We start from the raw sequence: 25,259 nt of genomic DNA on the forward strand, positions 1-25,259 counted from the left end.
GCATTACTTCTTCTGGACCGCGCCTGCTTTCAACGGACGCCATGCGCGGCCGTCGCGCGCCAGCAGCGCATCTGCTTCGGCGGGTCCTTCGCTGCCGGCCGGATAGCCGTGCACCGGAACCGCGCCGCCGGTTTTCGGATGCAACACATCGTCCACCGCGCACCAGCTCGTTTCGATGCTGTCGGCGCGCTGGAACAATGTTTCGTCACCCAGCATGCAGTCGTACAGCAGCGTTTCATAGCCTACGTTCGCGCGTTCCGTGAAAAAATCGCCGTAATCGAACGAAGACTGTACCGGGCCGATCTGCATCACCGGGCCCGGCGTTTTTACGTTGAAGTCGAAACTCGTGCCGTGCGCGGGGTCGATGCGCAAAGTCAGCACGTTAGGCGTAAGCGCGTCGACAGGCGTGTCGCGGAACAAACGGAACGGCACGGGTTTCAGTTGCACTGAAATTTCCGTGCGGCGCGCGGCAAGCCGCTTGCCCGTGCGCAGATAAAAAGGCACGCCAGCCCAGCGCCAATTTTCTACGAACACGCGCGCGGCGGCATATGTTTCGGTCGTGCTGTTAGGCGCAACATCCGGCTCTTCGCGATAACCCACGCCCGTGGCGCCGTTTTCGTATTGACCGAACACGACGTCGTTCGGCGTCAGCGGCAAGATGGCGTCGAAAATTTCGGCCTTCTTATCGCGCACGGCTTCGGCATCGAATGAATTGGGCGGCTCCATGGCGACCATGCCGAGCAACTGGAACAGGTGGTTCGGCACCATGTCGCGAAACGCGCCGGTTTGCTCGTAGAACTTGCCGCGCCCTTCCACGCCGATTGTTTCGGCCGCCGTGATTTGCACACTGTCGATATATTCACGCCGCCATACCGGCTCGAATAGCGCGTTGGCGAAGCGCACGGCAAGAATGCTCTGCACCGTGTCCTTGCCGAGAAAGTGGTCGATGCGATAAATCTGCGATTCCTTCGCGTATGAAAGGATATGCGCATTCAGATCGCGCGCTGTTGCCAGGTCGGTGCCGAATGGCTTCTCGATCACGATGCGGCGAAAGCCATCGCCTTCCTTGAGCAAACCTGCCTCGCCCAAATGCTCGACGATCGGTTTGAAGAAACGCGAAGTGACCGCCAGATAGAAAATCACATTGCCGCCCGGCGCCTGGGCGAGTTTCTGCTTGAGCCGCGCGAAGGTGTCGGGTGTCTCGAACTCGCCGGCCATATATTCGAGGCGTTGCGCGACCCAGTCCCACGCGTTGTCATCCAGCTTGCCGGCGTGAAAGGTGCTGGCCTTGTCGGCAGCGAATTTTTGCAGCGACTGGTGCAGGTCTTCGCGCCACTCGACCGTCTCCCGCGCGCCATGATTGACGCCGACAATCTGCATGCCGTTGTCGAGCAGGCCGTCCACCGCGAGGTTGTAAAGCGCGGGCATCAGCAGGCGCTTCGTAAGGTCGCCGCCCGCACCGAAGATCACCAGCGTGCAAGGCGGCGCGGGTCGTTTGCCCGCAGGCGACGGCGGCTCGCCGTGCGCAGTGGCACTGACCTTGCAACTCCGCTCGACAGCAACGTTACCGTTAGCGTCTGCGTTCGAAGGATTAGCGGCTTGAGGATTCGGTGTAGTCGGCATGGGATTCACTTGAAGAAGCCAATGAAACGGACGTGGCAATACTTGAAAGACCACGCCCGCAGCCACACAGTTCAAAACGATAGCGCGCTATTTGACGGAACTGGTCGCCAACGCAGACGCCGTTTCAGGCTCGACCTCTCGTGCCGGTGCCGACGGCGCAGTCGGAATCGGCGCGCGCCCCGCCTCGCCCGCGAGCGGCACGCTGCCGGAAGCGGCCATGACACGCGGCTGTAACAGCAGCGCTACGAGTCCGCTCCAGCCCGTTTGATGCGAAGCGCCGACGCCGCGTCCATTGTCGCCGTGGAAATACTCATGGAACAGAACCAGATCGCTCGAACGCGGGTCGGCTTGCAGCAAAGGATAAGCACCCATTACCGGACGCTCGCCGTCCTTGTTCTTCAGGAACAGCGTTGTCGCGCGGCGGGCGAGTTCGTCGGCGATTTCGCACAGCGAGAACTTCTGGCCCGAACCGGTCGGATATTCGACGCGGAATTCGTCGCCGTAATAGCGGTGAAATTCGTATAGCGATTCGATCAACAGATAGTTGACCGGCATCCACACCGGACCGCGCCAGTTCGAATTGCCGCCAAACACGCGCGTATCCGATTCTGCCGGCAGGTATTTGACGGTAAAGCTGTTGCCGTTGTGGTTGAAGACGAACGGATGATCGCGATGGTATCGGGACAGCGCGCGCACGCCATGATCGGAGAGGAATTCGCTCTCGTCGAGCGCGCGCCGCAGCAGCGCTTTCATACGATGCCCGCGCAACACCGACAGCAGCAGCGCATTACCCTTGCCCGGTTCGTTCCAGCGCGAGACGAGCTTTGCGAGGTCGGGACGATGCCTGAGGAACCAGACAAGCCGATCCCGCAATCCAGGCAAGTGACCATGCAAACGCTCTTCGAGCACGTGCACCGCGAAAAGCGGAATGAGCCCGACAATCGAACGTACACGCATGGGAATGCTGCTGCCGTCAGGCAGGCGCAGTTTGTCGTAGAAGAACTCGTCCTCGCTGTCCCAGAGTCCGGTATCGCAGCCGTCGTCGCAACTCACGGCTTGCGCGATGTACAGGAAGTGCTCGAAAAACTTCACGCCGATATCGACGAACACATGGTTCGCATACGCGAGTTCGAGCGCGATACGCATCAGGTCGAGCGCGTAAGCGGCCATCCACGCGGTGCCGTCGGCCTGATCGATGTGACCGCCGGTTGGCAACGGCGACGAGCGATCGAAGATACCCACGTTGTCGAGGCCGAGAAAGCCGCCCTGAAAAATATTGTGGCCGTCGGCGTCCTTGCGATTCACCCACCACGAAAAATTGAGCAGCAACTTATGAAAGACCAGCTCGAGGAAATCGCGGTCCGGCTTGCCGGTGAGCGCACGGTCGATCTCATAGACGCGCCAGGCAGCCCATGCATGCACGGGCGGATTTGCGTCGCCGAGCGCCCATTCGTAGGCGGGCAGTTGTCCATTCGGATGCTGATAGCGGTCTTTCACCAGCAGCAGCAACTGACGCTTCGCGAACGCGGGATCGATCAGCGCGAACGCCGCTGCATGGAACGCGAGATCCCACGACGCGTACCACGGGTATTCCCACTTGTCCGGCATCGACACGATGTCAGCGTTGCACAGATGCATCCAGTCCGCGTTGCGCCCACGCTTACGCGCGGCCGCGGGCTTCGGCTGCAAAGGGTCCCCTTCGAGCCAGCGATGCACGTCATACCGGTAATACTGCTTCGACCACAGCATGCCCGCGAGCGCCTGACGCTGCACGAGGCGCGCGTCAGGGTCATCCATGTTGTGTTGCAGCGCGCCGTAGAATTCGTCGGCCTCGCCGATCCGCTTCGCAAAGAGCGCATCCACGTTGAGCGGCACTTCGTCGGGGCTCGCTTCCGGACGCCAACGCATGTAGACCACCGCGCGGCCGTGCGGAGCGAGTTCAATCGGCGCATGCGCGCCGGCTTTCGTGCCGCGCTCGCGACGCACAGCTTGCTGGTCGCCATGCACGAGGTAATCGTTGAAGCCGTCTTTGAACGGACCTTCCGAATCCATGTCGTAGAGGCGCTTCACGTTGGTGTCGTTCTCGCAGAACAGCCATGTGACTTGCGGCACGTCGTTCGACCAGGCCGTCACGACGATCGGCTCTTGTCCATGCTGATGACCGATCAACTGCGCGTGGCCGTTATGGTCGGTGCCCGCAACGAGCGACGGTTTATCCGTGTTCTCTTTCCACGACCACGAATTGCGCGCCCAGATTTGCGGAAGCACATCGAGCGACGCGGATTCATCCGCGCGATTCTCGATTGTCACGCGCATTACGATGTCGTTTGGGGCATGCTTGGCGTATTCGACCTGCACGTCGAAATAGCGCAAGTCGTCGAACACACCGGTGTCGAGAATCTCGTACTCCGGCATGTCGCCGCCACGTCGCGCGTTTTCTTCTACCAGATCCTGATACGGGTAAGCGGTGTGCGGATACTTGTAGAGCATGCGCATGTACGAATGCGTGGGCGTGCCGTCCACGTAGAAGTACAACTCCTTCACGTCCTCGCCATGATTGCCCTGCGCATTCGTGAGGCCAAAGAGCCGCTCTTTCAGGATCGGGTCCTTGCGGTTCCACAACGCAAGCGACACACACCAGCTCAGCGTGTCGTCGCCGAAACCGGCAATGCCGTCTTCGCCCCAGCGGTACGCGCGGCTACGTGCATGGTCGTGCGGAAAGTAGTCCCACGCTGTGCCGTCCGCACTGTAATCTTCACGTACGGTGCCCCATTGGCGCTCGCTGAGGTACGGTCCCCAGCGCTGCCAGTGGGCGCAATCCGCCGAATGCAGGCGTGAGCCTTCAGTGGTGTCTAACAGATTGGCAGCGCGCAGCGGTGGCATGACAGCATCCTTGCGTCGGGCTTGGCGGAGAGACACACATCGTAGCGCGGTTTACGCGCCGGTGCGATCCAACCCGGCAAGCAGGTGTTCTATACGCAGCAGTTCTCCAAGCGACCACGCCTGAAACGGTGTGCCGGCAGGCGCATGCGGCGCATCGCCGTCGGCGATTTCGGAAATGTGATCGAGCCCGGCGTGATCGAAATGCGTGTACAGCGGATCGAGAAATCGTGTTCGGGCCTCCCGGCGCGAGTCTGGTGAAGTGTCGCGCACGCGCAACCAGGCCTCGACGAATGGCCCTAGCAACCACGGCCACGCCGTTCCTTGATGATAGGCGCCATCGCGTTCGTAAGGCGCGCCACTGTAGCGGCCGCGATAAGCGGGGTCCGACGGCGCAAGCGTGCGCAAGCCGAGCGGCGTGAGCAGTTGCGCTTCAACTTGATCGACCACCGCGCGCGCCGCCGCGCCTTCGAGCAATGCAAAAGGCAGACCGCCGACCGCGAAAATCTGGTTCGGGCGAATCGAGCGGTCCACGGTGCCGGTCACATGATCCACGTCGACGTTGTCAAAAAGCGTTTGCGTGGACGGATCGATGAAGCGTTTAAGAAATGCTTGCGACGCTTGCTCGGCCAGTGGTTGCCATTTGAGATTCCACGTTGCTGCAATGCGCAACGCGTTGATCCACAGCGCCTGTACTTCGACCGGTTTGCCGATACGCGGCGTCACGACCCAATCGCCGACCTTCGCGTCCATCCATGTCAGCTGCATGCCGGGCACGCCTGCACATAGCAGACCATCTTCTTCGGATGCCTTGATGTTAAAGCGCGTACCTTGCGTATAACCCCCGAGGATCGCTTCGACCGCTTGCTGCAGACGCTTCGTGGTTGCGGCGCTCGCATGACTCGTCGCCAGATAGTCGTATACGGCGACGATAAACCACAGCGATGCATCGACGGAGTTGTATTCCGGAGCATCGCCGTAATCGGGAAAGCGGTTAGGCAGCATGCCCTCGGACAGAGTTTCGGACCATTCCAGCAGGATCGCCTCGGCAGCGTCGAGACGGCCCGATGCAATCAGCAAACCGCGCATTGCGATAAACGTATCGCGGCCCCAGTCGGTGAACCATGGAAAACCCGCGAGTATTGTGCGGCCTTCGTTACGCTGCACGACGTAGGCGTCGGCGGAACGTTGCAGACGCGAGCCGAAGGCATTGCGGCGTTGTTGTTCGAAGCCGGCCAGTTGATCGGCATGGCTCGATGCCGCAGCGTGTGCGGTCGTCGTATCCGACGCGCTGAGGATCATCACTGCGTCTGCATCTGCGAGATTGAAACTGAAGACGCCGGGCGTTGCCAGGTCTTCGCTGAAATCGAGCCCGCGCTCCTGCTCCCGAACGTAGCAGAAGTTGCGATACCAGTCGGGCGCATGCGTGTAGACGCCGTTCGTCGTCGCATGAATACGCGGCAGATCTCCATACGGTTGCCAGCTTACGCAGCCGGCATCGTTGCCGGCTTGAGCGCTGAAGTCGAACGCAGCGTTCTCGTGATGCAGCGCGTGATAGTCGCGGCCCGATAACAGCGGCCTCACTTTCAACGTAAGCGCGCCTGCTTGCGATGCTGCTTGCGTGCGCTGCCACCGCCAGCGTAATACCGTCTCACGCGTCGCCTTGCTGACGAACACTTCGGCTGTGACAAGCGTTTCCGTATTGAACTGGAAGCGCCATGTCGGCCAGGGTTCCGTGGTGAAGTCGAGCAGGTTCGCCGCCGCATCGGGATAGAGCACATCAGGCACATAGCGTTGCATGCTCAATGGATAACGCTCGCCATGCGCTTCGAGCCATGCCTCGATACCGTTCACGAGCACGACACGGCCGCCCGGCGCTCGCGTGGCCGTCAACAACAACGCGTGGTAACGGCGCGTGCGCAGCGTGCCCACGGTTCCGGATGCGAAGCCGCCGAAGCCGTCCGCTTCGAGCCATTCGTCTTCGAGACGCGTCATGTCGAAAGGTCGTTCAATGCGTGTCATGGCGTGAGCACTCGTGCAAGGCGGTTGCTATGTTTCGGTGTGCTTGAACGTCAAGCAGATGGCGCTAACGTGTCCATTCTCCTACTTATCACTTTCCGATTGCTTTCGAAGAACTCACAACCGCGAGTCAATTTTCCCACTCGCAAACGTTTCACAATTATTTCTTGAAAGGGTTGGAGACTGCATCCGCTTTCACGAAACTGGATGCAGACATGAGAAGAGACATACGCCTCATTGGTGCGCTGTTCGTTGCGCTCGCAACGTTAGCGCTAACCGGCTGCGGCGCGGATGATTCCGCGTCGGCTAATGCGTCTTCATCGCCGGGCGTTGTGGCGAACAACGCGGCGACTCCTGCAGCATCTTCGCCAGCATTTCCTCTCAACGCGTCGTCGACGCTCGCGGCAGACCCCGCCCTCGCGTCCGACGCGATCACGCAGAACATGCAAGCCAGCCTCGCCGCCGACAGCCAGCAAGTGGCGCCCGTCATGCATTACGCACCCGGCGACAGCGCGAACAGCAACTGACCGATTCCACCGGCGCGCGCGGCGCGCTATTCTTTCCCCCCGCAGAAGGTGATATTCGATGACATCAAATAGCCGTCGCCGTTTCCTGCAGACCGTGGCTTCATCTGCCGGCGCTGCCGCCGCGCTGACCGCGCTGCCCGAGTCGATCCGCAATGCGTTGGCCGTTCCCGCGTTTTCGCGCACGGGCACCATTCGCGACGTCGAACATATCGTCGTGTTCATGCAGGAGAACCGCTCGTTCGACCACTACTTCGGCCACTTGCGCGGAGTGCGTGGTTACAACGACCGCTTCCCGATTCCGCTGCCGAGCGGCAAGCCGGTGTGGTATCAACCGTCGAAGGCGGACCCGACGAAACCTGTGCTGCCGTTCCATCTGGATACGTCCACGACGAGCGCGCAATGCGTGGGCGACCTCGATCACAGCTGGTACAAGACGCATGCCGCGATCGACGGCGGCCGCTACGACCAGTGGCCCGCCACCAAGACCGACATGACAATGGGCTATCACCTGCGCGGCGACATTCCATTCCACTACGCGCTCGCCGATGCGTTCACCGTGTGCGACGCATACTTCTGTTCGCTGCCGGGACCGACGCACCCGAACCGCTCGTATCTGATGACCGGCACCGTGGACCCAACCGGCAAGTTCGGCGGGCCGCTGCTCGACAACAACGACTGGGTGGACGGCGACGGCCCGCCGAACTATCAGTTGCTTTCGTGGACCACGTACCCCGAGCGCCTGCAAGCCGCGGGCATTTCGTGGCAGGTCTATCAGCAAGGGCTGACCGGCTCCGATCCGTTGAACGGAAATTACGGTACCAACATCCTGCAGAATTTCAGCAACTTCATCAACGCGCAGCCGGGCTCGCCGTTGTACGAACGCGCGCAAACGGTGCGCACCATCGACGATCTGAAAGCCGACGTGCTCGCCAACAAGCTGCCGCAAGTTTCGTGGTTGTGCCCGCCGGCTGCGTACTCGGAGCATCCGCAATACACGCCCGCATATGGCGCCGAATACACGTCGCAGATTCTGGATGCATTGACGTCGAACCCGGAGGTGTGGAGCAAGACCGTGCTCTTCATCATGTACGACGAGAACGACGGCTTCTTCGATCACATGGTGCCGCCGCAGCCCGCGACCACGCCCGCGCAAGGCAAGTCGACGGTCAGCACCGAAGGCGAAATTCACAACGTGGTCAACCCGGGTCGCGGCGGCAGCTATACGGCCGACGGCCTGCCTTACGGCCTCGGCCCACGCGTGCCGATGACGATCGTCTCGCCGTGGAGCAAGGGCGGTTTCGTATGCTCGCAGGTGTTCGATCACACGTCGGTGATCCGCTTCATCGAAACGCGCTTTGGAGTGTACGAGCCGAACATAACTGCATGGCGTCGCGCTGTGTGCGGCGACCTGACGACGGCGTTCGATTTCCGCACGCCGGATTCGAAGGTGCCGCCGCTGCCCGACACGAGCAACTACAAGACCATTGCCGACAACCAATGCGCGACGCAGCCGAAGCCGACCGTCCCAGCGACGCCGGGCGCGATCGACCCGCAGGAAGGCGGCATCCGCTTCGCGCGCGCATTGCCGTACGAGCTGCATGTGAACGGCCAGGCCGACGCGAAGAAGAGCACGTTCGAACTTTCTATCGGCAACACCGGCGATCAGGGCGCGCACTTCTATGTGTACTCGACGAACCGCACGGACGGTCCGTGGCGTTACACCGTTGAAGCGGGCAAGTCGCTCAGCGAGTCGTTCGATCTCACGACGACTAATGGCGCATATGCATTCGAAGTGTTCGGCCCGAACGGCTTCGTGCGCAAATTCGCGGGCAACGTAGCGGCAACGCAGGCATCGCAGCTTGCCGGGGGGCATCACAACGAGAAGCCCGCTCAGCCCGAAGTGAAGGTGCAATACGATGTTGCGAACGGCAACGTGTTCCTCAAGTTCAGCAACAAGGGCGGCAAGCTCGCGCGTTTGACGGTGACCGACAATGCGTATGGCGCGCGCCCGCGCCCGGTGCTGGTGCCGGCCGGAGCGCATATCGAAGAGGCGTGGGTGCTCGCGGCGAGCCATCACTGGTACGACTTGACGGTGACGAGTAACGACGACGAGAGCTTCTCGCGCCGCGTTGCAGGCCACGTCGAAAATGGCCGGCCGAGTATCAGCGATCCGGCTGCAATCGCGCCGGTGCTGGTGGCGACTTAAGGCGGATGAAGCTTAGACTTCGGCTGGGCGCGTGTTGTCTGCGCGTCTTGCCGAAGTCTCTTCGCATGCTGGCGCCAATCACGCCCCTAACAACACTCCTGTTCTGAACGGCCGCGCACCCGTCACTCGACCCAGAGGCGCGCCTGCCGTCACGAAGCGGATCGCGCGACGCATATAGAACACGCCTTCCGTGTGACTCGTCAGCGTGGTCGTTTCGTCGGTCAATGGATCGACGATATCGAACAGCGGCTGTCCCACGAGAATCGTGTCGCCGATTTTCGCGCGATGAATCAGAATGCCGCTCACTGGCGCATAGAACTGCTCACTGCCCGCAAGCGGCGTGGCGGCGGTCAACAGCGGCGGCACCGGCTTCGCTTCAAGTCGAATGGCTTTGCGCCACACGAGATAATCGACGATCGCGTCGGCATCCTGCTGTGCCGCTTCGTATGAAACGTCGCGCTGACCGCGGCATTCCACCGTTACGGCGATCGCGCCGTTGGGCACCGGCTTGTCGGCGGGCATTTCCTGCTGCAATTGCCACCACAACAGGCTGTGCGTTTCGTCGAAGGCCTCGCCGCCCGAGTTGGTCGCGAGCAAGGAGGCCTGTGCGCCAAGATAACGCGCGAACGGTTCGAATTGCGGCCACGCCGCCTCGCTCGTGTACAGATGCATCGCGGCTTCGAGCGAGCAGTGCAGGTCTATTACGACGTCGGCATCGAATGAGAGCTTGAGCATTGCCAATTGCAAAGACTCGAACTCGGTCAATGGTTTCTGCGCAGCCAGTTCCTCTGCAATCAACCGACGAACAATGCGCACGTTTTCCGCCGCATCGGCACCTAGCGCTTCGCGAGCCCGCGCAATCAGCTTGGGAAACTGCAGGAAATGCCGGTTGAAATTCTTGCCGCTCGCAAGATCGAAGCGCCCTAGAAACTGGCCGAGTATGTATTGCCCGAGTCCCACCGGATTGGCCACCGGCACGAGCACGATCTGTGCATGCAGTGCGCCCTGCTGTTCGAGTTCGACGAGACGCCGCTTCAACAGAACCGTGGTCAACATTGCCGGCGTTTCGTCGGCATGCAGCGACGACTGGATATAGATCTTTTCTCCGCTGCCAACCGGGCCGAAGTGAAACGACACCAGTTCGCGGTGCGTGCCGATAGCCGGCGAAAGAAGCGGATGCGATTGCCTGTTCATGAGTGGAAAGCTTTCGGTTGAAGAGCGAGACGCGCGGGCATCAGTTGCCGTAAGGGTCGAAGTCGAAGTACTTCTTTGCGATCTGCGCATAGGTGCCGTCTTTCAACATGGAGGCAATCGCAGCGTTGATCGACGCCTGTATCGCAGTCTCGTCCTTGCGCAAGCCGATGCCCGTGCCGCGATCGCCCATTGAAAGCGGTTCGCCGACAAACGCAAAGCCCTTGCCGGCAGGAGTGCGCAGAAAACCGAAATCAGCTTCGACCGAGCCGAGCAATGCGCCGTCCAGGCGTCCGTTTTGCAGGTCGGCGAATACTTCGTCCTGGCTCTTGTATGCGACGACATGCGCGCCGAGCGGCACCCAGTTCGTGAGCGCATAACCTTCGAACTGCGTGCCCGATTGCACGCCGATCTGTTTACCTGAGAGCGCCTGCAGGCCCGCGGCGAGCGGCGAGCCTTGCCGCGCGATCAGCCGCGATTTGAATTGGAAGAGCTTCGACGTGAACAGTATTTGTTGTTCCCGCTTTTGCGTGATCGCCATCGAAGAAAGAATCGCGTCGATCTTGCGTGCCTGAAGCGCCGGGATCATCCCCGAAAATTCGAGTTCGACCCATTGGCAACGTGCCTGAATGCGGCGGCAAATTTCGTTGCCGAGATCGACGTCGAAACCTTTGAGGCTGCCGTCAGGCGCTTTGGAGTCCATCGGCGGATAGCTCGGGTCGATGCCCAGGCGCAGCGTGCCGGACTCAGCGGCAAACACGCCGCAGCTGAACGTCAGCGCGGCGGTGAGGATCATCAGCGAAAGTTTCATGGGAGCGGAAGGTTCGAGTGGACGGATCGTGGCGAAGCCATCGTATGCCGGTGCCGCGCTCCATAGAAGTCCCGTTCCGACTATCATGATCACCTTTGCCGATCACGGACGCGGCCCGGGCGGCGGAGTACCTGCGCCACCCTGCGAACTACCACACGGACGCTCACATGGCGTTGACAATCTCCCAACTGCGAGCCTTCAAGGCAATAGCCGAACACGGCAGCCTGCGTGCAGCCTCGCGCGCGTTGGGCGTCGCGCAAAGCGGCATCACGCAGCAGTTGCAGAACCTTGAATCGATGTTGGGCGCAACGCTGTTTATCCGCACGAATCGCGGCATTGCGTTGACCGCGCTTGGCCAGCGGCTGTTGCAGCGCGCCGGGGCGATTATCGGCGAATGCGAACGCGCCGAGCAGGAAGTGCAGCAATTGCGCGGCGACTACGCGGGCGAGGTCAGCTTCGGCATGACCACCGAGCCGCTCGTCGACGCATTGGCGCCCGTGCTGATGGACTTCCGCACGCGCTTTCCGCAGGTCGCGCTGCATCTGCGCACCGGCACCTCGCGCATGATGATCTCGTGGATTCGTGAAGGCACGTTGGACTTCGCGCTCGCGCTGGTGTCGAAACATACCGATACAGCCGATCTCTCGGTCGTGCCGCTCTATCCGTCCGATCCGGTCATTGTCTGCCGCAAGGGTCATCCGAAAGCCGGCGCGCGAACGCTCGCGGAACTCACCGGGTGCGCGTGGATTGCGACGCGCTCGCCGAATCTTACCGACGATCCGCAAGTCAACCGGCTGAGTCATCTGTTCGAAAGTCATGGCTTGCCGCCGCCTGAAATCGTCGCGACCGTGGAAGGCTTGTACGAGACCTTGCACCTCGTGGGCGCCACGGATTGCCTGTCGCTGGAGTCGTCGATCGTCGCGAAGCAAGGGCCTTTTGCGAGTGCGCTCACCGTGATTGACGTCCGCGAGCGCGCCATCGAGCAGACCGTCTGCCTGCTGCAGCGCGCAGCCATTCCTCTCACGCCCGCCGCCCAGGAACTGGCGACCATGATCGCCTCGTACACACGTACGGTGAGAGCGCGTTGAAACGACGCCACTTGCGGCGCGGGCATCGAGCGGGTCATGTATCGGCCTGTCCACCAACGACCCGTACCGCATCCAGATCGACGAAGCGCTCCAAAGCGAGGCCGCCGCCCTACGACTACAATTAAAGCCCCCTGCCCGGCGCAAACAACATTCAAGGCGTTAGTCAAACGAAAGGCGCAAGGCAAACTCGCAGAACATCAACAGGAGTTTTCCCACATGATGAATCGAGACAATCCCGTCTGGCTGATCACCGGTTGTTCGACGGGCTTTGGCCGCGAACTCGCAAAACTGGTACTCGAGCGAGGCTGGCGCGCCGTTGTTACCGCACGCGACGAATCCAAAGTAAAAGACATTGCCGAGCCGCACGGCGAGCGTGCGCTAGTTCTGCCGCTCGATGTCACGAACCGCGCGCAGATCGCAGACGTCGTCGCACAAGCCACGCAACGTTTTGGCCGCATCGACACGCTCGTGAACAACGCAGGTTATGGCTACCTGGCCGCGATCGAAGAAGGCGAAGATGACGAAGTGCGGGCCATGTTCGAGACGAACGTGTTCGGTCTCGTCGACATCACGAAGGCGGTGTTGCCGGTCATGCGCGAGCAGCGCAGCGGCCTGATCGTCAACGTATCGTCGATTGGCGGTCTCACGAGTTTTGCCGCAACCGGTTATTACCATGCAACGAAATACGCGGTGGAGGGCTTGTCAGAATCCCTCGCCACCGAGGTCAAGCCGCTCGGCATCGACGTGCTGATCGTCGAACCCGGTCCGTTCCGAACCAACTGGGCCGGTCCGTCAATCAAGCAGTCGGCGACCGTTATCGACGACTATGCGGCCACCGCCGGCGAGCGGCGCAAGCAGACCGAAGCGCGTAGCGGTAAGCAGGCCGGCGATCCGGTGCGCGCGGCACAAGCGATAATCGATGCGGCGCTGTCGGAGCGCCCGCCGCTGCGTTTGCTGCTCGGCAAGACCGCGCTGGAACTGGCGCACAAGAAGCTCGACTTCATGCGCGGCGACTTCGATGCGTGGGAAGCGACTACCGTGGGCGCCGATTACCCCGACGCCTAGAACTCGACTAGCGCGAAATCTTCCTTACCCACATCGCACAGCGGGCAGCGCCAGTCGTCGGGAATGTCGGCCCAGCGCGTGCCCGGCGCGATGCCGTCTTCGGGCAAGCCGGCGGCTTCGTCGTAAATCCAGCCGCAGATCACGCAGACCCACTGCTTGAAGGCGTCCGCCGAAGCGGCGATGACGGCCGCCGACTCCGGCGTGCTTTGCGGTTGCAAGGCCGGCGTGTCGTCCAGGCTGACAACGAGCGGCGCCTGCGTGCTCGAACTGTTCACGGCGAAACGCGCCTGCAGGCTTGCCAGCAACTGCTGCGCTTCGTCTTGCGTCAGGTCGATCCAGAAGGGGTCGCCCGCGCCGTCGTTGAGTCGCTCGGGGGAAAACTGGATTTCTACCGCCACGCCCTTCTTGTACATAACGGCGTTACACCAGCAGATTGAGCAAAACGGAAGCGATCAGCCCGGCGGCGCCGATGATGCCGAGCAATTGAAGGAGAGTGAGGGGTTTGCGCGATGCGGCGGGGAATTGTTGCGTGGTCACGGAGCGGTCTTTAGGAATCAAAAAGCGAAATGGTACACGGGTCGCGGTGCGGCGCATGCCGATCTGCGCAAACCCGCGCGTATCGGTTGCCACCCGCTTGCCACCCGGTTGCCATTATCGCCGGTCGACCGCACCGGATTACTTACGCGATGGAGATGAACTAATTCGCGGCGAGGCGGAAAAGCCGCCTGCCGCTCGCCGCTCAGGTTTTCGCCAGCGGGCTGCCGCTGCGTGAGTCCCAGAAGCGGATGATTTCCGTGTCGCCGGTGCCCGCACCCACCACCTGATCCGGCGCACCGCTTTCGCGCAGCAACGCCCGCAGTTCGTTGATGACCGGAAACACTTCGTGGTTCCAGTCGGCGCCTTGCGAATCGTGCGCGCGTTGCTCGGCCTCGACGATCTCGCGGTCTTCCCTGAAGATGCGCTCAGTGAACCACACCAGCAGCGGCCACGCGAGGTTCAGCGCGCCCGGAAACCCCGGCTTGCGAATGGACAGCAGCCCGAAAGTGCGGTTAATGCGCTGCTCGCGATCGAGCGGCACGTAGACAATCCACAGGTCCATGACGAGCGTCTGCTCGGACGTGCGAATCTGCAGCGTCTGATACGGATACTCGGTGCGGATCGTCATCACGTCTTTGTCGTTGTCGCCGCCCGTTTTGCGGCTCTGGCCGAACACGATCGCCTCGCCAATCGGCTGCTGACCGGCCATGCGCGCAAACGTGTAATCGACCTCGACCCAGCCTTCGCCGCGCCGCCGCCCGAGCGAACGCGCGCGCATCTGCCCCATTTGGCGGCGGTGCAGAAACTGATGGTTCATGTCCATCAGGTTCTCGTGCATGAACGAGTAGTGGCAATTCACAGGACGGCCGAAGCGCCGCGTCTTGTACTTCTTGTCGGACACGGAACCGAGTGTGGGCAGCGGGCGAATTTCGGCCATTGCCGGGTCGCCGGGAAATACGAAGATCAGGCCTTCCACTTCCCGGCACGGATACGAGCGCACGCCGTTCGGCAAACGCTCGCGTCCAAGGTACGGCACGTCGATGCACTTGCCCGAGCAGTCATAGGTCCAACCGTGGTAGCCGCAACGAATCGACTCGCCATCGACCACGCCCTGGTGCAACGGCACCTGACGATGCGCGCAGCGGTCTTCGAGCGCGAATACTTTGCCGGATTCGGTGCGCGCGAGCACGATCGGATCGCCCGCAAACGTCACGCCATGTGTCTTGCCACGCTTCACTTCGTGCGACCACGCGAGCGGATACCAATAGTCGGGATGTATGCCGACGCGGCGCAGGTCTCGGACCGGCGCGTCGTTGGCCGCGTGGCCCAGCGTGGGAGCGGCTTTAGGCGATGTCGCATGCGTTGAGGACGCCTCGACGGTGTTTTGTTCGAGCGGGGGAACAGCATGCATAGTGTAGAGCCTCCGTGCACGTGCGGATAAAGTAGGCGGCCGCATCTCGCGGCCGTAATCGTCGTCAGTCTACTCGAACCGCGGACGGCATGGGTCCGGCGGGGTCAAAACACCGCGCCGCTAGGCCTCGTCGCGAGCGACGAGCCCAGTGCGGCGCTGCACGCCCCACGATCGCCCGCCGCGTAGGAAGTGTAGCCAGCCGAGCGCCGCGCCGAGGTGCCGCAGCAGCTGGAAAGTGAACGGCTCCGCGATGGCAGCCAGCATCGCCATGCCCATACTGGAGCCGCTGCGCTTGCCGGTCCAGCGCCGGTAGAGATGGACGCTCCACAGGTAAAAAGCCAGGTCGATCGCCGTTTTCAGCCCGATTACACTGAAGATCGACACGACGATTGCGCCGTGCCCGCCGAACACGAACGCGAGCAGCAATCCGAAAGCGGTCAGGCCGTAGATGGGTTGCATGGTGTCGAGCGCCTTAACGGGCAGCATCAGCATGCCGAGCGTTCCATAACGGCGATTGCCGGTCATGTCGCGGTTCCAGTACTGCGTTTGCAGGAACCCGGCGAACCACCGCCGCCGTTGACGCAGGAAGCTGCCGAGGTTGTCGGGCGCGTCGGTGTGCGCATGCGCGTCGCCAACCACTCGCACGTCCCAGCCGAGGCCATGATCGACCGAATAGCGACGCAGCCGGTGTATCAGCTCGTAGTCTTCGACGAGACACTGCGGATCGAAGCCGCCGACGTCGAGCAGCGCGTCGCGCCTGAATGAAGCGAAGGCGCCCGAAACCAGCAGCAGACTGTCCGCGCGCATCCACGCAAAGCGCGCGATGAAATTGCGCATGTATTCGTAGGTCTGGAACCATTGCAGCACACGGCCCGTCGCGGACTTGCCGCAAACCGGCACCAGGATGCCGGCCGCGGCCACGAGCTTGGGGTCGCTTGCGAAAGCGGCGCGCATTGCGTAAGTGGCGTCGTCGTCGAGAAGCGTATCGGCGTCGACGGTCATTACGGTGTCCGTGCTCATCACGGTGATCGCGGCGTTCAGCGCGCGCGCCTTGCCGCCGTGCGGCATACGCAGCCAGAAGAGATTGGGATAAAGCGAACTGGGCGCGCTCAACGTGCCCTCGGCGGGCGCGACGAGGCCGAAGCGTTCGGTAAGCAGCGCGTGTGTGTGATCGGTGGAGCCGTCGTCGGCAATCACGATTTGCGCCGGGCCGTGAACCTGCCGTAACAGCGCCGCAATCGTGACCGGCAGCACGGCCGCCTCGTTATGCGACGCGACAACCACGCCGATGTCCGGCAAGCTGCGCCGATCGTAGTCAGGCTCGAGCGGCGCCGCGCGACGCATGAGCGGCAACGCTTTCCACGTGACGAACGCGAGCAGCACGGTGTCGTAGATCACGTACGCGATACCTGTGGACCACGCAACCACGCCTTGCAGAAAGAAGGCACGCGCGAATAGCAGCAGCCACACGGCAACGACGCTCGCATGAATCAACGTGCTCGAAAGCGTCGTGCCGCGCGGCACGATACGGGGCGATGCAAGCGCGAACGCCTGTTCCAGGTTTTGTTTCAAGGTAACTAACGGGCCGGTCGTTGCTGCGGTTTAAAGAATGAGCGAAGCGGTGCTCAGGGCATCATGCGCTTCAGAACCGACTTTCGATCGATCCACTGGTGCTTCAGCGCGCCGCCTATATGCATGGCAAGCAATGCATACAGCGCGTAGCCCAGCCACGTATGCAACGCGCCGAAACGGTCGTGCAGCGTTTCCTTCAGTGCGGGATCAAGGTTCATCACGTAGCCTATACGCGGCCACGGAAACAGATCGAACAGACGCATTGGATGCGTGGCCGCGTCCTTCCATGCGGAATCGTGCAACCAGCCGGAGAGCGGCAGCCCGATCATCAGCAGATACAGCAGAAAGTGCGCAAGATGCGCAGCGACTTTCTCCCACGACGGAAACTCACGCGGGAGCGGCGGCGGCTTGTGCGACACGCGCCATAAGATGCGCATGAGCGCGAGACCGAGCACCGTGATGCCGATGGACTTGTGGGTATTGATTACCGGGCGCACCCAGTCGTCGGGCAGCGAATCCGCGCTCAGAGCGAGCGCGACGTTGCCGATCATGAGCAGCGCAATAAGCCAGTGCAGCGTGATCGCCGTGCGCGTGTAGCGTGAGCGCGCTGGCGTTCCGGTCTGGTTAATCAAGGGTTCGGCGTGGATGTTCATAAGTGGTGCGGCCTGAGAGAGATCGTTGCAAAGCCTTCGATTGGGCGGTGTTCCGTAGCGTGCCATTCAGGAAACAAGAACCCCTGAGTGTGCCGTTTTATTCCGAAACCCGCTTAATGTTCTGTTTCCGCTTATTTCAAGCCGCCTCAGTGCCTGGCGCTCGCACTAGGTCAGTGAAATTCGCACCGCAAGAAAAAAATCTCTGTGGCAGATGGCGCGCGATAGACCGATTCAATTGGCGGCGACGCGAATCACATCCTCTAATAAAATCCCGCGTATCGCCGCATCGCCCGTTCAACCGCTGCTTGTCTGGAGATAAACAATGTCGCAACCCGAGCCAAACGTAGACGAAGTGGTCAGAAGCATTGCAGAGGAAACGGATACGCCGCCGGAAACGGTCTCCAAAATGTATGCCGACACCTTGGCCGACTATCGCCACGACGCGCGGGTGTTCGATTATGTGCCGCTCTTCGCGGCTAAGAAAGTCCGCAACACGCTTCGCGACGCCTCGCATCGGAAGCACTGAACGCTGCGGCGCACGGACGGGCGCCGTTTTATGCAATGCGAATTGTCGGCTGAATCGGCTTCGACACACCCAACGCAGCAATTATTTTCCCGCGCTAGACTTACCCGGTTCAACCGACCGGAGGATTGGTATGCGGGTGGCAATTGTTGGCGCTGGAATCGTCGGCTTAAGTACGGCGTGGTCGCTCACCAAGCTGGGGCATGACGTCACGTTGCTCGAGCAGGGCTCGATACCCAGTCCGCTTGCCGCGTCGCGCGACACGCATGGCATGATTTGCCGCGCGTATGACGGCGCCGACGGCTATGCGGAGAGTATCGCTGAGATGTTCGATAGTTGGGACATGCTGTGGGACGATCTCGGCGTTTCCCACTATGCGAATTGCGGCGCGCTTGGCATTTCACAATCCCCAGGCGACAGCGCCGAGCAATGGCGTATGAGCCTCGACCGCGTGGGCTTCGAATACGAACGGCTCGATGCCCGCGAAGCCGCCGAGCGTTATCCGTTCCTCGACGCCGCCGCGTTTCGCTACGCGTATCTCGATCGTGACGGAGGCGCGCTCTTCAGCGGGCGTATCGCGCACGATGTCAAAGCGTGGCTCAGAATGCGCGGCGTCGACATTCGCATGCATACGAAGGCGGTTGCAATCGATGCGGCCACGGCGCTCGTGCATATCGACGACGGCACCGTGGTCCACGCGGATCGGCTCGTGGTAGCTGCCGGTGCGTGGACGTTGCGGCTCCTTCCCGCGCTTGCCGAGAACCTGGCGATTCACCGCAACGTAGTAGCATATCTGACGCCGCCCGCGGATCTGGAGAACGCGTGGTCCAACGCACCGGCGATCGTCGACATTGGCGGTTCGAGCAATGGCTACGTGTTGCCGCCAATCGACGGTGCCGATCTGAAGTTCGGTGCGGGCGCACTGAAGAAGCCGGTGCCGGATGCCGAAACCGACCGCACTGCGGCGCCCGGCGAAGGGGACCGCTTGCGTCGACTCTTCGCGCCGCCGTTTAGCCGCATCGACGAATACGCGGTCACCGAGGTGGAAACCTGCGCTTACACGTTCGCGGCGGACCAGCGGTTCTTTTCGAAGCGCGTCGGCAAGACACTCGCGGTGTGCGGCTGTTCGGGGCACGGCTACCAATTCGGTGCGGCGGTGGGGCTTCGCGTCGCGCATGCGGTTCAGACCGATGACGACGCCGCGCTCGCGCAATGGCTCAGAGCCGAGACGGTGTGAGGCTTCCCGCTTTTACGACGACGCGTGGTTCCAAATCCGAGGCATGCGGTGGAGCTAACAATAGCCGGCTGATTTTCTTATGCTGGCGGTTTGCGAGCCGGCGTCTGCTTCGATATGTGAAAGCACTTCATGGCGTTGGGCGATGGCTCGCTCATCGACAAGGAGCCGCGCATGTCCGACACGATTCAGATCCGCCCCGTCACACACCAGGATTTCCACGCATGGTTGCCGCTATGGGATGCGTACAACGCGTTCTATGGCCGCTCTGGCGAGACCGCACTGCCGCGTGAAATCACGCATCTCACGTGGGGCCGGTTTTTCGATTGCTATGAACCGATGCATGCGATGGTCGCCGAACGTCATGGCGAGTTGATCGGCATCGTGCATTTTCTTTATCACCGTCATACGACGCTGGCGGGACCGATCTGCTATCTGCAAGACCTGTACACGTTGGAGTCCGAGCGCGGCAAGGGCGTGGGCCGCGCGTTGATCGAAGCGGTGTACGCGCGCGCGAAGGCTGATGGTTCGCAACGCGTGTACTGGCAAACGCATGAGACGAATCACACCGCCATGCGGTTGTATGACACGGTGGCGGATAAGTCGGGGTTTGTGGTGTATCGGAAGCAGATGTGATGCGTGCAGCGTAGTGCAGGAAATGCCGGAGCACGTCAAAAAACAAAAGGCGCACCACCCAGTGCGCCTTTCGTCCTCTGCAATTGCGGCACTACATCACCGCCCACCGAAACCCGTCTTCAGGCTTCCAACTGCTCGAGCACCTTACCCTTGGTCTCGATGCCCAGAAAATGCACCGCCACCGCCGCAAGAAACGGCACCGCGGCAAGAATATAAAACGCCACCTGCAAATTGCCGCCGATCATCGTCTTCGACACAATGGCCGGTGCAAAAATGGCCGCGACCTTGAGCCACGCGCCGCCGACACCGCAACCCATTGCTCGAATGCTGGTCGGGTACAACTCCGGCGTGTACACATAAGCCGTGATAAAGCCGCAAGCCAGGAAGCCCAGCGAGAACGCGCAGAACGTCGCCACCACATACACCGACGACTCGTGGAACACGCCTGCCAGCAGCAACGACACCGCGCACGCCACGAAAGACAGGTTAATGATCGGCTTGCGGCCCACCTTGTCCACGAGCAACGCGCACGTCAACGATCCGACCACGCCAAGCACCGAAGCGGCCACCGCCAGATTCAGCGCCAATTGCAGCGGCGCGTGATAAATCGTGCGATAGATCGTCGGCAGCCAGGTCGAGAGACCATACTGAATAAAGCCGCACGTGATCCACAACATCGCGACGGCCATGGTGCGCTTCAGGTAGGCCGGACCGAACAGATCGCCCATGCGGCGCTTCGGATGACGATTCGCCATCGCTTCGAACTCGGCCGAATGCGCGACCGGCGGCAGCGGACCCTTCGCGGCACGCTCGAACGCATGCACCGCGGCATCGGCATCGGCCATGCGTTCACGTTCGGCGAGCCAACGCGGCGATTCAGGGACGAGCTTGCGCAGCACGAAGAACAGAATCAATGGCATGCCGCCGATGTAATACATGGCTTGCCAGCCAAAACGCGGCACGATCCACGCACCCAACGCATTCGACGCCAGCAGCCCCACCGGAAAAACGATCTCATACAACAGCACGAAGCGGCCGCGCCCATGCGCACGGCTAATCTCGTTGATGTAGGTCGCCGCGACAGGCAATTCGCCGCCGAGCCCAAGCCCTTGAATCACACGCAGCACGACAAACGCCGCGAACGTCGGCGCAAATCCGCAGGCAATACTCGTAATGCCGATAATGCCCGAGCTCAACGCAATCGCGCGCACGCGCCCATGACGCTCGGCGTACCACGGAAACACGAACGCACCGATCAGTTGACCGACCGAACCTGAACCGATCAGAAAGCCGATTTCCCACGGCGTGAGATGCCACTTCGCGATCAGAACCGGCAACGTGGCCGCGATCGCGATCACGTCGAAGCCGTCGAAGAACGTCGCCAGACCGATCAGAATTCGCGCTCGCACCTGCATTGCATTCTTCGGCAGCCGCTCGAGTCGCGCGATGATCGAGCCTCTCGTCACGGGCCCGGAGACGCCCGCACCGCTGCGCTCCGCAATTGTGTTGTCGATGGTTCTCATGCCGTAGTGCCGTCCGTAGATGTGGTTAGGCAAGCGCCGTTGAGGCGTCGGTCAGTGTCGCAAGGTCGATCGTCCGGCCTTGATTCATCCACTTGCGCGAAAGCTTCAGCTCGCGTGGAGTGTTGATAGCGATTACGCCGCGAATGGCGCCGTCTTCCAGATGGAAAAGCGTTGCGCGCTTGCCCGGCAGATCGCCGCGTACTGCAAGCTGCGCATCGGCGGGAATGTCGCCGAGAATCTGCAGATTGACGTCGTACTGATCCGACCAGAACCACGGAATGTCCGCGTACGGTTCGAAGGTGCCGAGCAGCGCTTTTGCTACGGCAATCGCCTGATTCTGGGCATTGGCCCACGATTCCAGCCGCACACGGCGTTTGAGCCACGCACTCGGATGATTGGCCACGTCGCCGCACGCGAAAATGCGCGGGTCGTCGGTCGCGCCGAAATGATCGACCACGATGCCGTCCTGCACCTTGACGCCCGCTGCTTCGGCCAAGGCCGTATGCGGAGTCAGACCGATGCCGGCCACCGCGAAATCGGCGTCGAGCGTCGAGCCGTTGGCGAACGTTGCGCGGATGCGGTTCGCGTCGTTCGGATGATCTTCGAGCTTCGCGAGCGCAGCGCTCAAGCGCACATCAACCCCATTCGCGCGATGCAGTTGCAGGAGAAAATCCGACACCATCGGCGGCAACGAGCGGGCGCAAAGACGCGGCGCGCCTTCCACCACGGTTGCGTCCACACCGAGCTTGCGCGCTGTCGCCGCGACTTCCAGACCGATCCAGCCGCCGCCCACCACCAGAACGCGCTTGCTTGCACGCAGCCGCTCGCCGAGCGCAACGGCTTCGTCGAGTGTGCGCAGATAGGCGATGTGCGATGTATTCACCAGCGATTCCGGCAAGCGTCGCGCCGCGCCGCCCGTCGCGATGACAAGGCGGTCGTACTGCACTTCGCGGCCTGATTGCGTGCGCACAATGCGCTGCTCGCGATCGATCGACGTCGCGCAATCCGGCTGCCATGCTTCGATGTTCAGCGCGTCGAAATCGTCGGGCTTCACGAGACGTACTGTGTCGATATCCGCGTCGCCCGAAAGCACTGCCTTTGAAAGCGGCGGGCGCTCGTAGGGCAAATGCACTTCGTCGGCGATCATCACGAGGCGGCCGTCAAAGCCTTCCTTGCGCAACGTCTTCACGACCCAACCAGCCGCCTGGCCGCCGCCGATCACGACAATCGTGCGCGGCGCTTCGAGTTCGGCATGCGCGGCTTGCGCCTTTGCGGTAGCAGCATCAGTCATTTTTGCGCTCCGTCATGAACTTGCCTTCCGGCGCCTTCGCGTTTTTCTGGCGACGCGTATTGCCGTCGATGCCGCCGTCGATCGCCCATTCGGCGAACACGGTCGGGCCAGGCTCGAAATCGCGCGGCTGCCACTCGGGCGTGAGTTGATCTTCGTCCGCGTAGTACTCGATCAGGCCGCCCGCCGGATTCTGGAAGTACCAGAAGTACGCCGACGAAACCGGATGGCGTCCCGGCCCAAGCTGCGTGTCCCAACCGCAGCGGCTGATATGCATGCCGCCGCCGAAAACTTCGTGGATGTCGCGCACGGTGAACGCAACGTGATTCAAACCGCGCTTACCGTTGGGCAGCGCGAGCAGAAAAATGTCGTGATGACCGCCGTGCGGCGCGCAGCGCATGAACGCGCCGCGGCCCGGATAACGGTCGGACATTTCGAAGCCGAGCAATTCCTGATAGAACTTCTCCTGCTCGGCAAGCTTGTTCGTGAAGAACACGACGTGGCCCACTTCAACCGGTTCGGCGCGTTCATAGATTGGCGACGGCTGATCGACGCGCAACGTTTGGCCCCACACGTTCGACGGCGAGCCGTGAATGTCGAGCGCACGTTTGCGGGTCACTTCCACGCGAATCGCCATGCCGTTCGGGTCGATGCAGCCAACGGCGTCGTCGGTTTCAAAGTGACCCGGCTGACCGGCGAAGCGTCCGCGCAATTCGTCGAGCTCTTCTTTGCTCGCGACGCCCCAGGTCACTTCGCGCAGCGTAGGACCTTCTTCGAACGCGGGAGGCAGCGACGGGTCGTTTGCATCGACGGCGAGAATCGTGCAGCCGTTGAGCGTTTCGAAGCGAGCATGCGTTTCGTCGTGCGCAACTTCCTTCAGGCCCCAGTCCGCGAAAAAGCGGCGACAGGTAGCGAGATCCGTCACGCCGTAGATAATCTGTTCAATGCCGAGAATCGTCATAACCTGCCTCTTGCCTAGTTTGCCCACGCCAGCGGCGCGTCGTTCAAGCCCCAGTAAAGGCTCTTCTGTTGCATGTATTCGCGGATGCCGAGCCGGCCTTTCTCGCGTCCCATGCCGCTCTCTTTCCAGCCGCTGAACGGCGTCGAGATGGAGAACAGCTTGTAGGTGTTGATCCAGATGGTGCCGGCTTCAAGCGCGCGGGCGGTCCGGTAAGCGCGCTTGTAGTCGCGCGTCCAGATGCCGGCAGCGAGGCCGAACACGCTGTTGTTCGCTTCTTTGAGCAGCGATGCTTCGTCGTCGAACGGCATCGCCACCAGCACTGGCCCGAAGATTTCTTCCTGGCAGATGCGAGCGTTGTTGGAGAGGCCTTCGAGAATGGTCGGCTGAAAATAGGTGCCTTGTTCACGGCCATCGCCAACCGGGCGTTCGCCGCCACACAGCAGACGGCCGCCTTCTTCAAGACCGAGCGCCACGTAACGCTCGACCGTTTCGCGGTGGGCTTGCGTAATCAGCGGACCCATCTGCGTTTCCATACGCGACGGATCGCCCACGCGCAACTTGCGCGCGCCTTCAACGAGACGCTTCATGAACGCGTCGTAAATCGAGCGCTGCACGAAGAGACGCGAGCCCGCAATGCACGCCTCGCCGGACGAACTGAAGATGCCGTACAGCACACCGTTGACCGCATGGTCGAGATCGGCGTCGTCGAAAACGATGGTCGGCGATTTGCCGCCGAGTTCGAGCGAGACCGGCATCAGCTTGTCCGCAGCGATCCGCGCGATGCCGCGGCCCACTTCGGTGCCGCCGGTGAATGACACTTTCTTCACGAGCGGATGACGCACGAGCACGTCGCCGATCACTGAGCCTTTGCCCGGCAACACGCTGATCACGCCCTTCGGCACGCCGGCTTCCTCGCAGATGCGGGCCAACGCCAGCGATATCAGAGGCGTCACCTCAGCGGGCTTCAACACCACGGCGTTGCCGCCCGCCAATGCCGGCGCAAGCTTCTGAGCGTCGGATGCAATCGGCGAATTCCACGGTGTGATCGCAGCGATCACGCCGATCGGCTCATAGACGCTCATCGTCAGGTAGTCGCCGCGCGAGGGCGTGACTTCTTCGTCGAGCGTTTCGAGGCATGCGGCGAAATAGCGGAACGTGTTCGCGGCGCTGGCCACCAGCACGCGCGTTTCGCCAATTGGCTTGCCGTTGTCGCGGCGCTGCAATTGCGCGAGCGCTTCCTGACGCGCCATGATCAGATCGGCGATGCGGTACAGAATCAGCGCACGTTGATGCGGCTTCAACCCCGACCAATCCGCTTTACGCCATGCGATATCGGCCGCTTCCACGGCTTCGCGGGCGTCGTCTGCATTGGCCGTCGAAATTTCCATATTGACCGACTGGTCCGCCGGATACAGGCTTTTATACGGGTTGCCACGCCCTTGCCGCCATTCGCCGCCGATAAAAATATCGCCGGTCGGCACAAGGCTGGTATCGAAGTGAGTCATGTCGGT

At 61.7% G+C, this 25,259-nt stretch carries 21 protein-coding genes; 7 read left to right on the plus strand and 14 right to left on the minus strand.

Going from position 1 to position 25,259, the window contains the following annotated elements:
* Nucleotides 1-3: 3 nt before the first annotated feature.
* From zwf to JMY24_RS20325, 3 genes are all read right to left on the minus strand, one after another.
* Nucleotides 4-1,623, minus strand: coding sequence for a glucose-6-phosphate dehydrogenase (gene zwf / locus JMY24_RS20315; protein WP_128598116.1), 1,620 nt, complete (start codon nt 1,621-1,623; stop codon nt 4-6).
* 87 nt (nt 1,624-1,710) lie between these two features.
* On the minus strand, nt 1,711-4,506 hold the full coding sequence (locus tag JMY24_RS20320; protein ID WP_201702745.1) for an MGH1-like glycoside hydrolase domain-containing protein: 2,796 nt from the start codon (nt 4,504-4,506) through the stop codon (nt 1,711-1,713).
* 51 nt (nt 4,507-4,557) lie between these two features.
* Nucleotides 4,558-6,525: an amylo-alpha-1,6-glucosidase gene (locus JMY24_RS20325; RefSeq protein ID WP_128598115.1), complete on the minus strand. Its 1,968-nt coding sequence runs from the start codon at nt 6,523-6,525 to the stop codon at nt 4,558-4,560.
* Between the two features lie 212 nt (nt 6,526-6,737).
* On the opposite strand from JMY24_RS20325, the gene JMY24_RS20330 reads away from it, so the two are divergent.
* On the plus strand, nt 6,738-7,049 hold the full coding sequence (locus JMY24_RS20330; RefSeq protein WP_128585282.1) for a hypothetical protein: 312 nt from the start codon (nt 6,738-6,740) through the stop codon (nt 7,047-7,049).
* A 58-nt stretch (nt 7,050-7,107) separates the two neighbouring features.
* Nucleotides 7,108-9,255, plus strand: coding sequence for a phosphocholine-specific phospholipase C (locus JMY24_RS20335; protein WP_201702747.1), 2,148 nt, complete (start codon nt 7,108-7,110; stop codon nt 9,253-9,255).
* 78 nt (nt 9,256-9,333) lie between these two features.
* Here the strand turns inward: JMY24_RS20335 and JMY24_RS20340 are convergent, their stop codons facing one another.
* Entirely contained in the window at nt 9,334-10,449 is a 1,116-nt protein-coding gene (locus JMY24_RS20340) for a succinylglutamate desuccinylase/aspartoacylase family protein (protein WP_128598114.1), read from the minus strand.
* A 40-nt stretch (nt 10,450-10,489) separates the two neighbouring features.
* On the minus strand, nt 10,490-11,257 hold the full coding sequence (locus JMY24_RS20345; RefSeq protein WP_128598113.1) for a transporter substrate-binding domain-containing protein: 768 nt from the start codon (nt 11,255-11,257) through the stop codon (nt 10,490-10,492).
* Nucleotides 11,258-11,424: 167 nt separating this feature from the next.
* Between JMY24_RS20345 and JMY24_RS20350 the strand changes: the two genes are divergently transcribed.
* Nucleotides 11,425-12,345, plus strand: a complete 921-nt coding sequence (locus JMY24_RS20350) for a LysR family transcriptional regulator (RefSeq protein ID WP_128598112.1) — start codon at nt 11,425-11,427, stop codon at nt 12,343-12,345.
* Between the two features lie 216 nt (nt 12,346-12,561).
* Nucleotides 12,562-13,410, plus strand: a complete 849-nt coding sequence (locus JMY24_RS20355) for an oxidoreductase (RefSeq protein WP_128598111.1) — start codon at nt 12,562-12,564, stop codon at nt 13,408-13,410.
* On the opposite strand, the gene JMY24_RS39390 is transcribed toward JMY24_RS20355, so the two are convergent.
* From JMY24_RS39390 to JMY24_RS20380, 5 genes are all read right to left on the minus strand, one after another.
* On the minus strand, nt 13,407-13,823 hold the full coding sequence (locus JMY24_RS39390) for a rubredoxin (RefSeq protein WP_128598110.1): 417 nt from the start codon (nt 13,821-13,823) through the stop codon (nt 13,407-13,409). The genes JMY24_RS20355 and JMY24_RS39390 overlap by 4 nt on opposite strands.
* A gap of 7 nt (nt 13,824-13,830) precedes the next feature.
* Nucleotides 13,831-14,040, minus strand: a complete 210-nt coding sequence (locus JMY24_RS20365; protein WP_236597463.1) for a hypothetical protein — start codon at nt 14,038-14,040, stop codon at nt 13,831-13,833.
* 109 nt (nt 14,041-14,149) lie between these two features.
* Nucleotides 14,150-15,358: an aromatic ring-hydroxylating oxygenase subunit alpha gene (locus JMY24_RS20370; protein ID WP_128598109.1), complete on the minus strand. Its 1,209-nt coding sequence runs from the start codon at nt 15,356-15,358 to the stop codon at nt 14,150-14,152.
* A 120-nt stretch (nt 15,359-15,478) separates the two neighbouring features.
* A complete protein-coding gene (locus JMY24_RS20375) occupies nt 15,479-16,930 on the minus strand; it encodes a glycosyltransferase family 2 protein (RefSeq protein WP_128598108.1) in 1,452 nt (483 codons plus the stop codon).
* A 53-nt stretch (nt 16,931-16,983) separates the two neighbouring features.
* Nucleotides 16,984-17,583 (minus strand): cytochrome b, encoded by a 600-nt coding sequence (locus JMY24_RS20380; protein WP_128598107.1) that lies wholly within the window; start codon nt 17,581-17,583, stop codon nt 16,984-16,986.
* Between the two features lie 322 nt (nt 17,584-17,905).
* Between JMY24_RS20380 and JMY24_RS20385 the strand changes: the two genes are divergently transcribed.
* From JMY24_RS20385 to JMY24_RS20395, 3 genes are all read left to right on the plus strand, one after another.
* Nucleotides 17,906-18,109: a DUF3562 domain-containing protein gene (locus tag JMY24_RS20385; RefSeq protein ID WP_128584562.1), complete on the plus strand. Its 204-nt coding sequence runs from the start codon at nt 17,906-17,908 to the stop codon at nt 18,107-18,109.
* A gap of 130 nt (nt 18,110-18,239) precedes the next feature.
* Nucleotides 18,240-19,343, plus strand: a complete 1,104-nt coding sequence (locus tag JMY24_RS20390; protein ID WP_128598106.1) for an NAD(P)/FAD-dependent oxidoreductase — start codon at nt 18,240-18,242, stop codon at nt 19,341-19,343.
* 171 nt (nt 19,344-19,514) lie between these two features.
* A complete protein-coding gene (locus tag JMY24_RS20395) occupies nt 19,515-19,976 on the plus strand; it encodes a GNAT family N-acetyltransferase (RefSeq protein ID WP_128598105.1) in 462 nt (153 codons plus the stop codon).
* A gap of 119 nt (nt 19,977-20,095) precedes the next feature.
* Here the strand turns inward: JMY24_RS20395 and JMY24_RS20400 are convergent, their stop codons facing one another.
* The 4 genes from JMY24_RS20400 to JMY24_RS20415 are packed head-to-tail and all read right to left on the minus strand — an operon-like array spanning nt 20,096 to nt 25,253.
* The gene (locus JMY24_RS20400; RefSeq protein ID WP_128598104.1) at nt 20,096-21,499 is read right to left on the minus strand and encodes an MFS transporter; all 1,404 of its coding nucleotides are present in this window, start codon (nt 21,497-21,499) and stop codon (nt 20,096-20,098) included.
* Nucleotides 21,500-21,524: 25 nt separating this feature from the next.
* Nucleotides 21,525-22,790: an NAD(P)/FAD-dependent oxidoreductase gene (locus tag JMY24_RS20405; protein WP_128598103.1), complete on the minus strand. Its 1,266-nt coding sequence runs from the start codon at nt 22,788-22,790 to the stop codon at nt 21,525-21,527.
* Complete coding sequence (locus JMY24_RS20410; protein ID WP_128598102.1) at nt 22,783-23,748, minus strand: VOC family protein; 966 nt, start codon at nt 23,746-23,748, stop codon at nt 22,783-22,785. Before JMY24_RS20410 ends, JMY24_RS20405 begins: the two co-directional genes overlap by 8 nt.
* Before the next feature lie 14 nt (nt 23,749-23,762).
* A complete protein-coding gene (locus JMY24_RS20415) occupies nt 23,763-25,253 on the minus strand; it encodes an aldehyde dehydrogenase (RefSeq protein ID WP_128598128.1) in 1,491 nt (496 codons plus the stop codon).
* Nucleotides 25,254-25,259: the final 6 nt, after the last annotated feature.

Origin of the sequence: Paraburkholderia kirstenboschensis, from assembly GCF_904848585.1 — a bacterium.
Lineage (GTDB): Bacteria > Pseudomonadota > Gammaproteobacteria > Burkholderiales > Burkholderiaceae > Paraburkholderia > Paraburkholderia kirstenboschensis.

What these genes read in the sequence shown, in the direction of transcription:
- zwf (WP_128598116.1), bottom strand. Translation starts at nt 1,623, where the DNA reads ATGCCGACTACACCGAATCCTCAAGCCGCTAATCCTTCGAACGCAGAC.
- JMY24_RS20320 (WP_201702745.1), bottom strand. Translation starts at nt 4,506, where the DNA reads ATGCCACCGCTGCGCGCTGCCAATCTGTTAGACACCACTGAAGGCTCA.
- JMY24_RS20325 (WP_128598115.1), bottom strand. Translation starts at nt 6,525, where the DNA reads ATGACACGCATTGAACGACCTTTCGACATGACGCGTCTCGAAGACGAA.
- JMY24_RS20330 (WP_128585282.1), top strand. Translation starts at nt 6,738, where the DNA reads ATGAGAAGAGACATACGCCTCATTGGTGCGCTGTTCGTTGCGCTCGCA.
- JMY24_RS20335 (WP_201702747.1), top strand. Translation starts at nt 7,108, where the DNA reads ATGACATCAAATAGCCGTCGCCGTTTCCTGCAGACCGTGGCTTCATCT.
- JMY24_RS20340 (WP_128598114.1), bottom strand. Translation starts at nt 10,449, where the DNA reads ATGAACAGGCAATCGCATCCGCTTCTTTCGCCGGCTATCGGCACGCAC.
- JMY24_RS20345 (WP_128598113.1), bottom strand. Translation starts at nt 11,257, where the DNA reads ATGAAACTTTCGCTGATGATCCTCACCGCCGCGCTGACGTTCAGCTGC.
- JMY24_RS20350 (WP_128598112.1), top strand. Translation starts at nt 11,425, where the DNA reads ATGGCGTTGACAATCTCCCAACTGCGAGCCTTCAAGGCAATAGCCGAA.
- JMY24_RS20355 (WP_128598111.1), top strand. Translation starts at nt 12,562, where the DNA reads ATGATGAATCGAGACAATCCCGTCTGGCTGATCACCGGTTGTTCGACG.
- JMY24_RS39390 (WP_128598110.1), bottom strand. Translation starts at nt 13,823, where the DNA reads ATGTACAAGAAGGGCGTGGCGGTAGAAATCCAGTTTTCCCCCGAGCGA.
- JMY24_RS20370 (WP_128598109.1), bottom strand. Translation starts at nt 15,358, where the DNA reads ATGCATGCTGTTCCCCCGCTCGAACAAAACACCGTCGAGGCGTCCTCA.
- JMY24_RS20380 (WP_128598107.1), bottom strand. Translation starts at nt 17,583, where the DNA reads ATGAACATCCACGCCGAACCCTTGATTAACCAGACCGGAACGCCAGCG.
- JMY24_RS20385 (WP_128584562.1), top strand. Translation starts at nt 17,906, where the DNA reads ATGTCGCAACCCGAGCCAAACGTAGACGAAGTGGTCAGAAGCATTGCA.
- JMY24_RS20390 (WP_128598106.1), top strand. Translation starts at nt 18,240, where the DNA reads ATGCGGGTGGCAATTGTTGGCGCTGGAATCGTCGGCTTAAGTACGGCG.
- JMY24_RS20395 (WP_128598105.1), top strand. Translation starts at nt 19,515, where the DNA reads ATGTCCGACACGATTCAGATCCGCCCCGTCACACACCAGGATTTCCAC.
- JMY24_RS20400 (WP_128598104.1), bottom strand. Translation starts at nt 21,499, where the DNA reads ATGAGAACCATCGACAACACAATTGCGGAGCGCAGCGGTGCGGGCGTC.
- JMY24_RS20405 (WP_128598103.1), bottom strand. Translation starts at nt 22,790, where the DNA reads ATGACTGATGCTGCTACCGCAAAGGCGCAAGCCGCGCATGCCGAACTC.
- JMY24_RS20410 (WP_128598102.1), bottom strand. Translation starts at nt 23,748, where the DNA reads ATGACGATTCTCGGCATTGAACAGATTATCTACGGCGTGACGGATCTC.
- JMY24_RS20415 (WP_128598128.1), bottom strand. Translation starts at nt 25,253, where the DNA reads ATGACTCACTTCGATACCAGCCTTGTGCCGACCGGCGATATTTTTATC.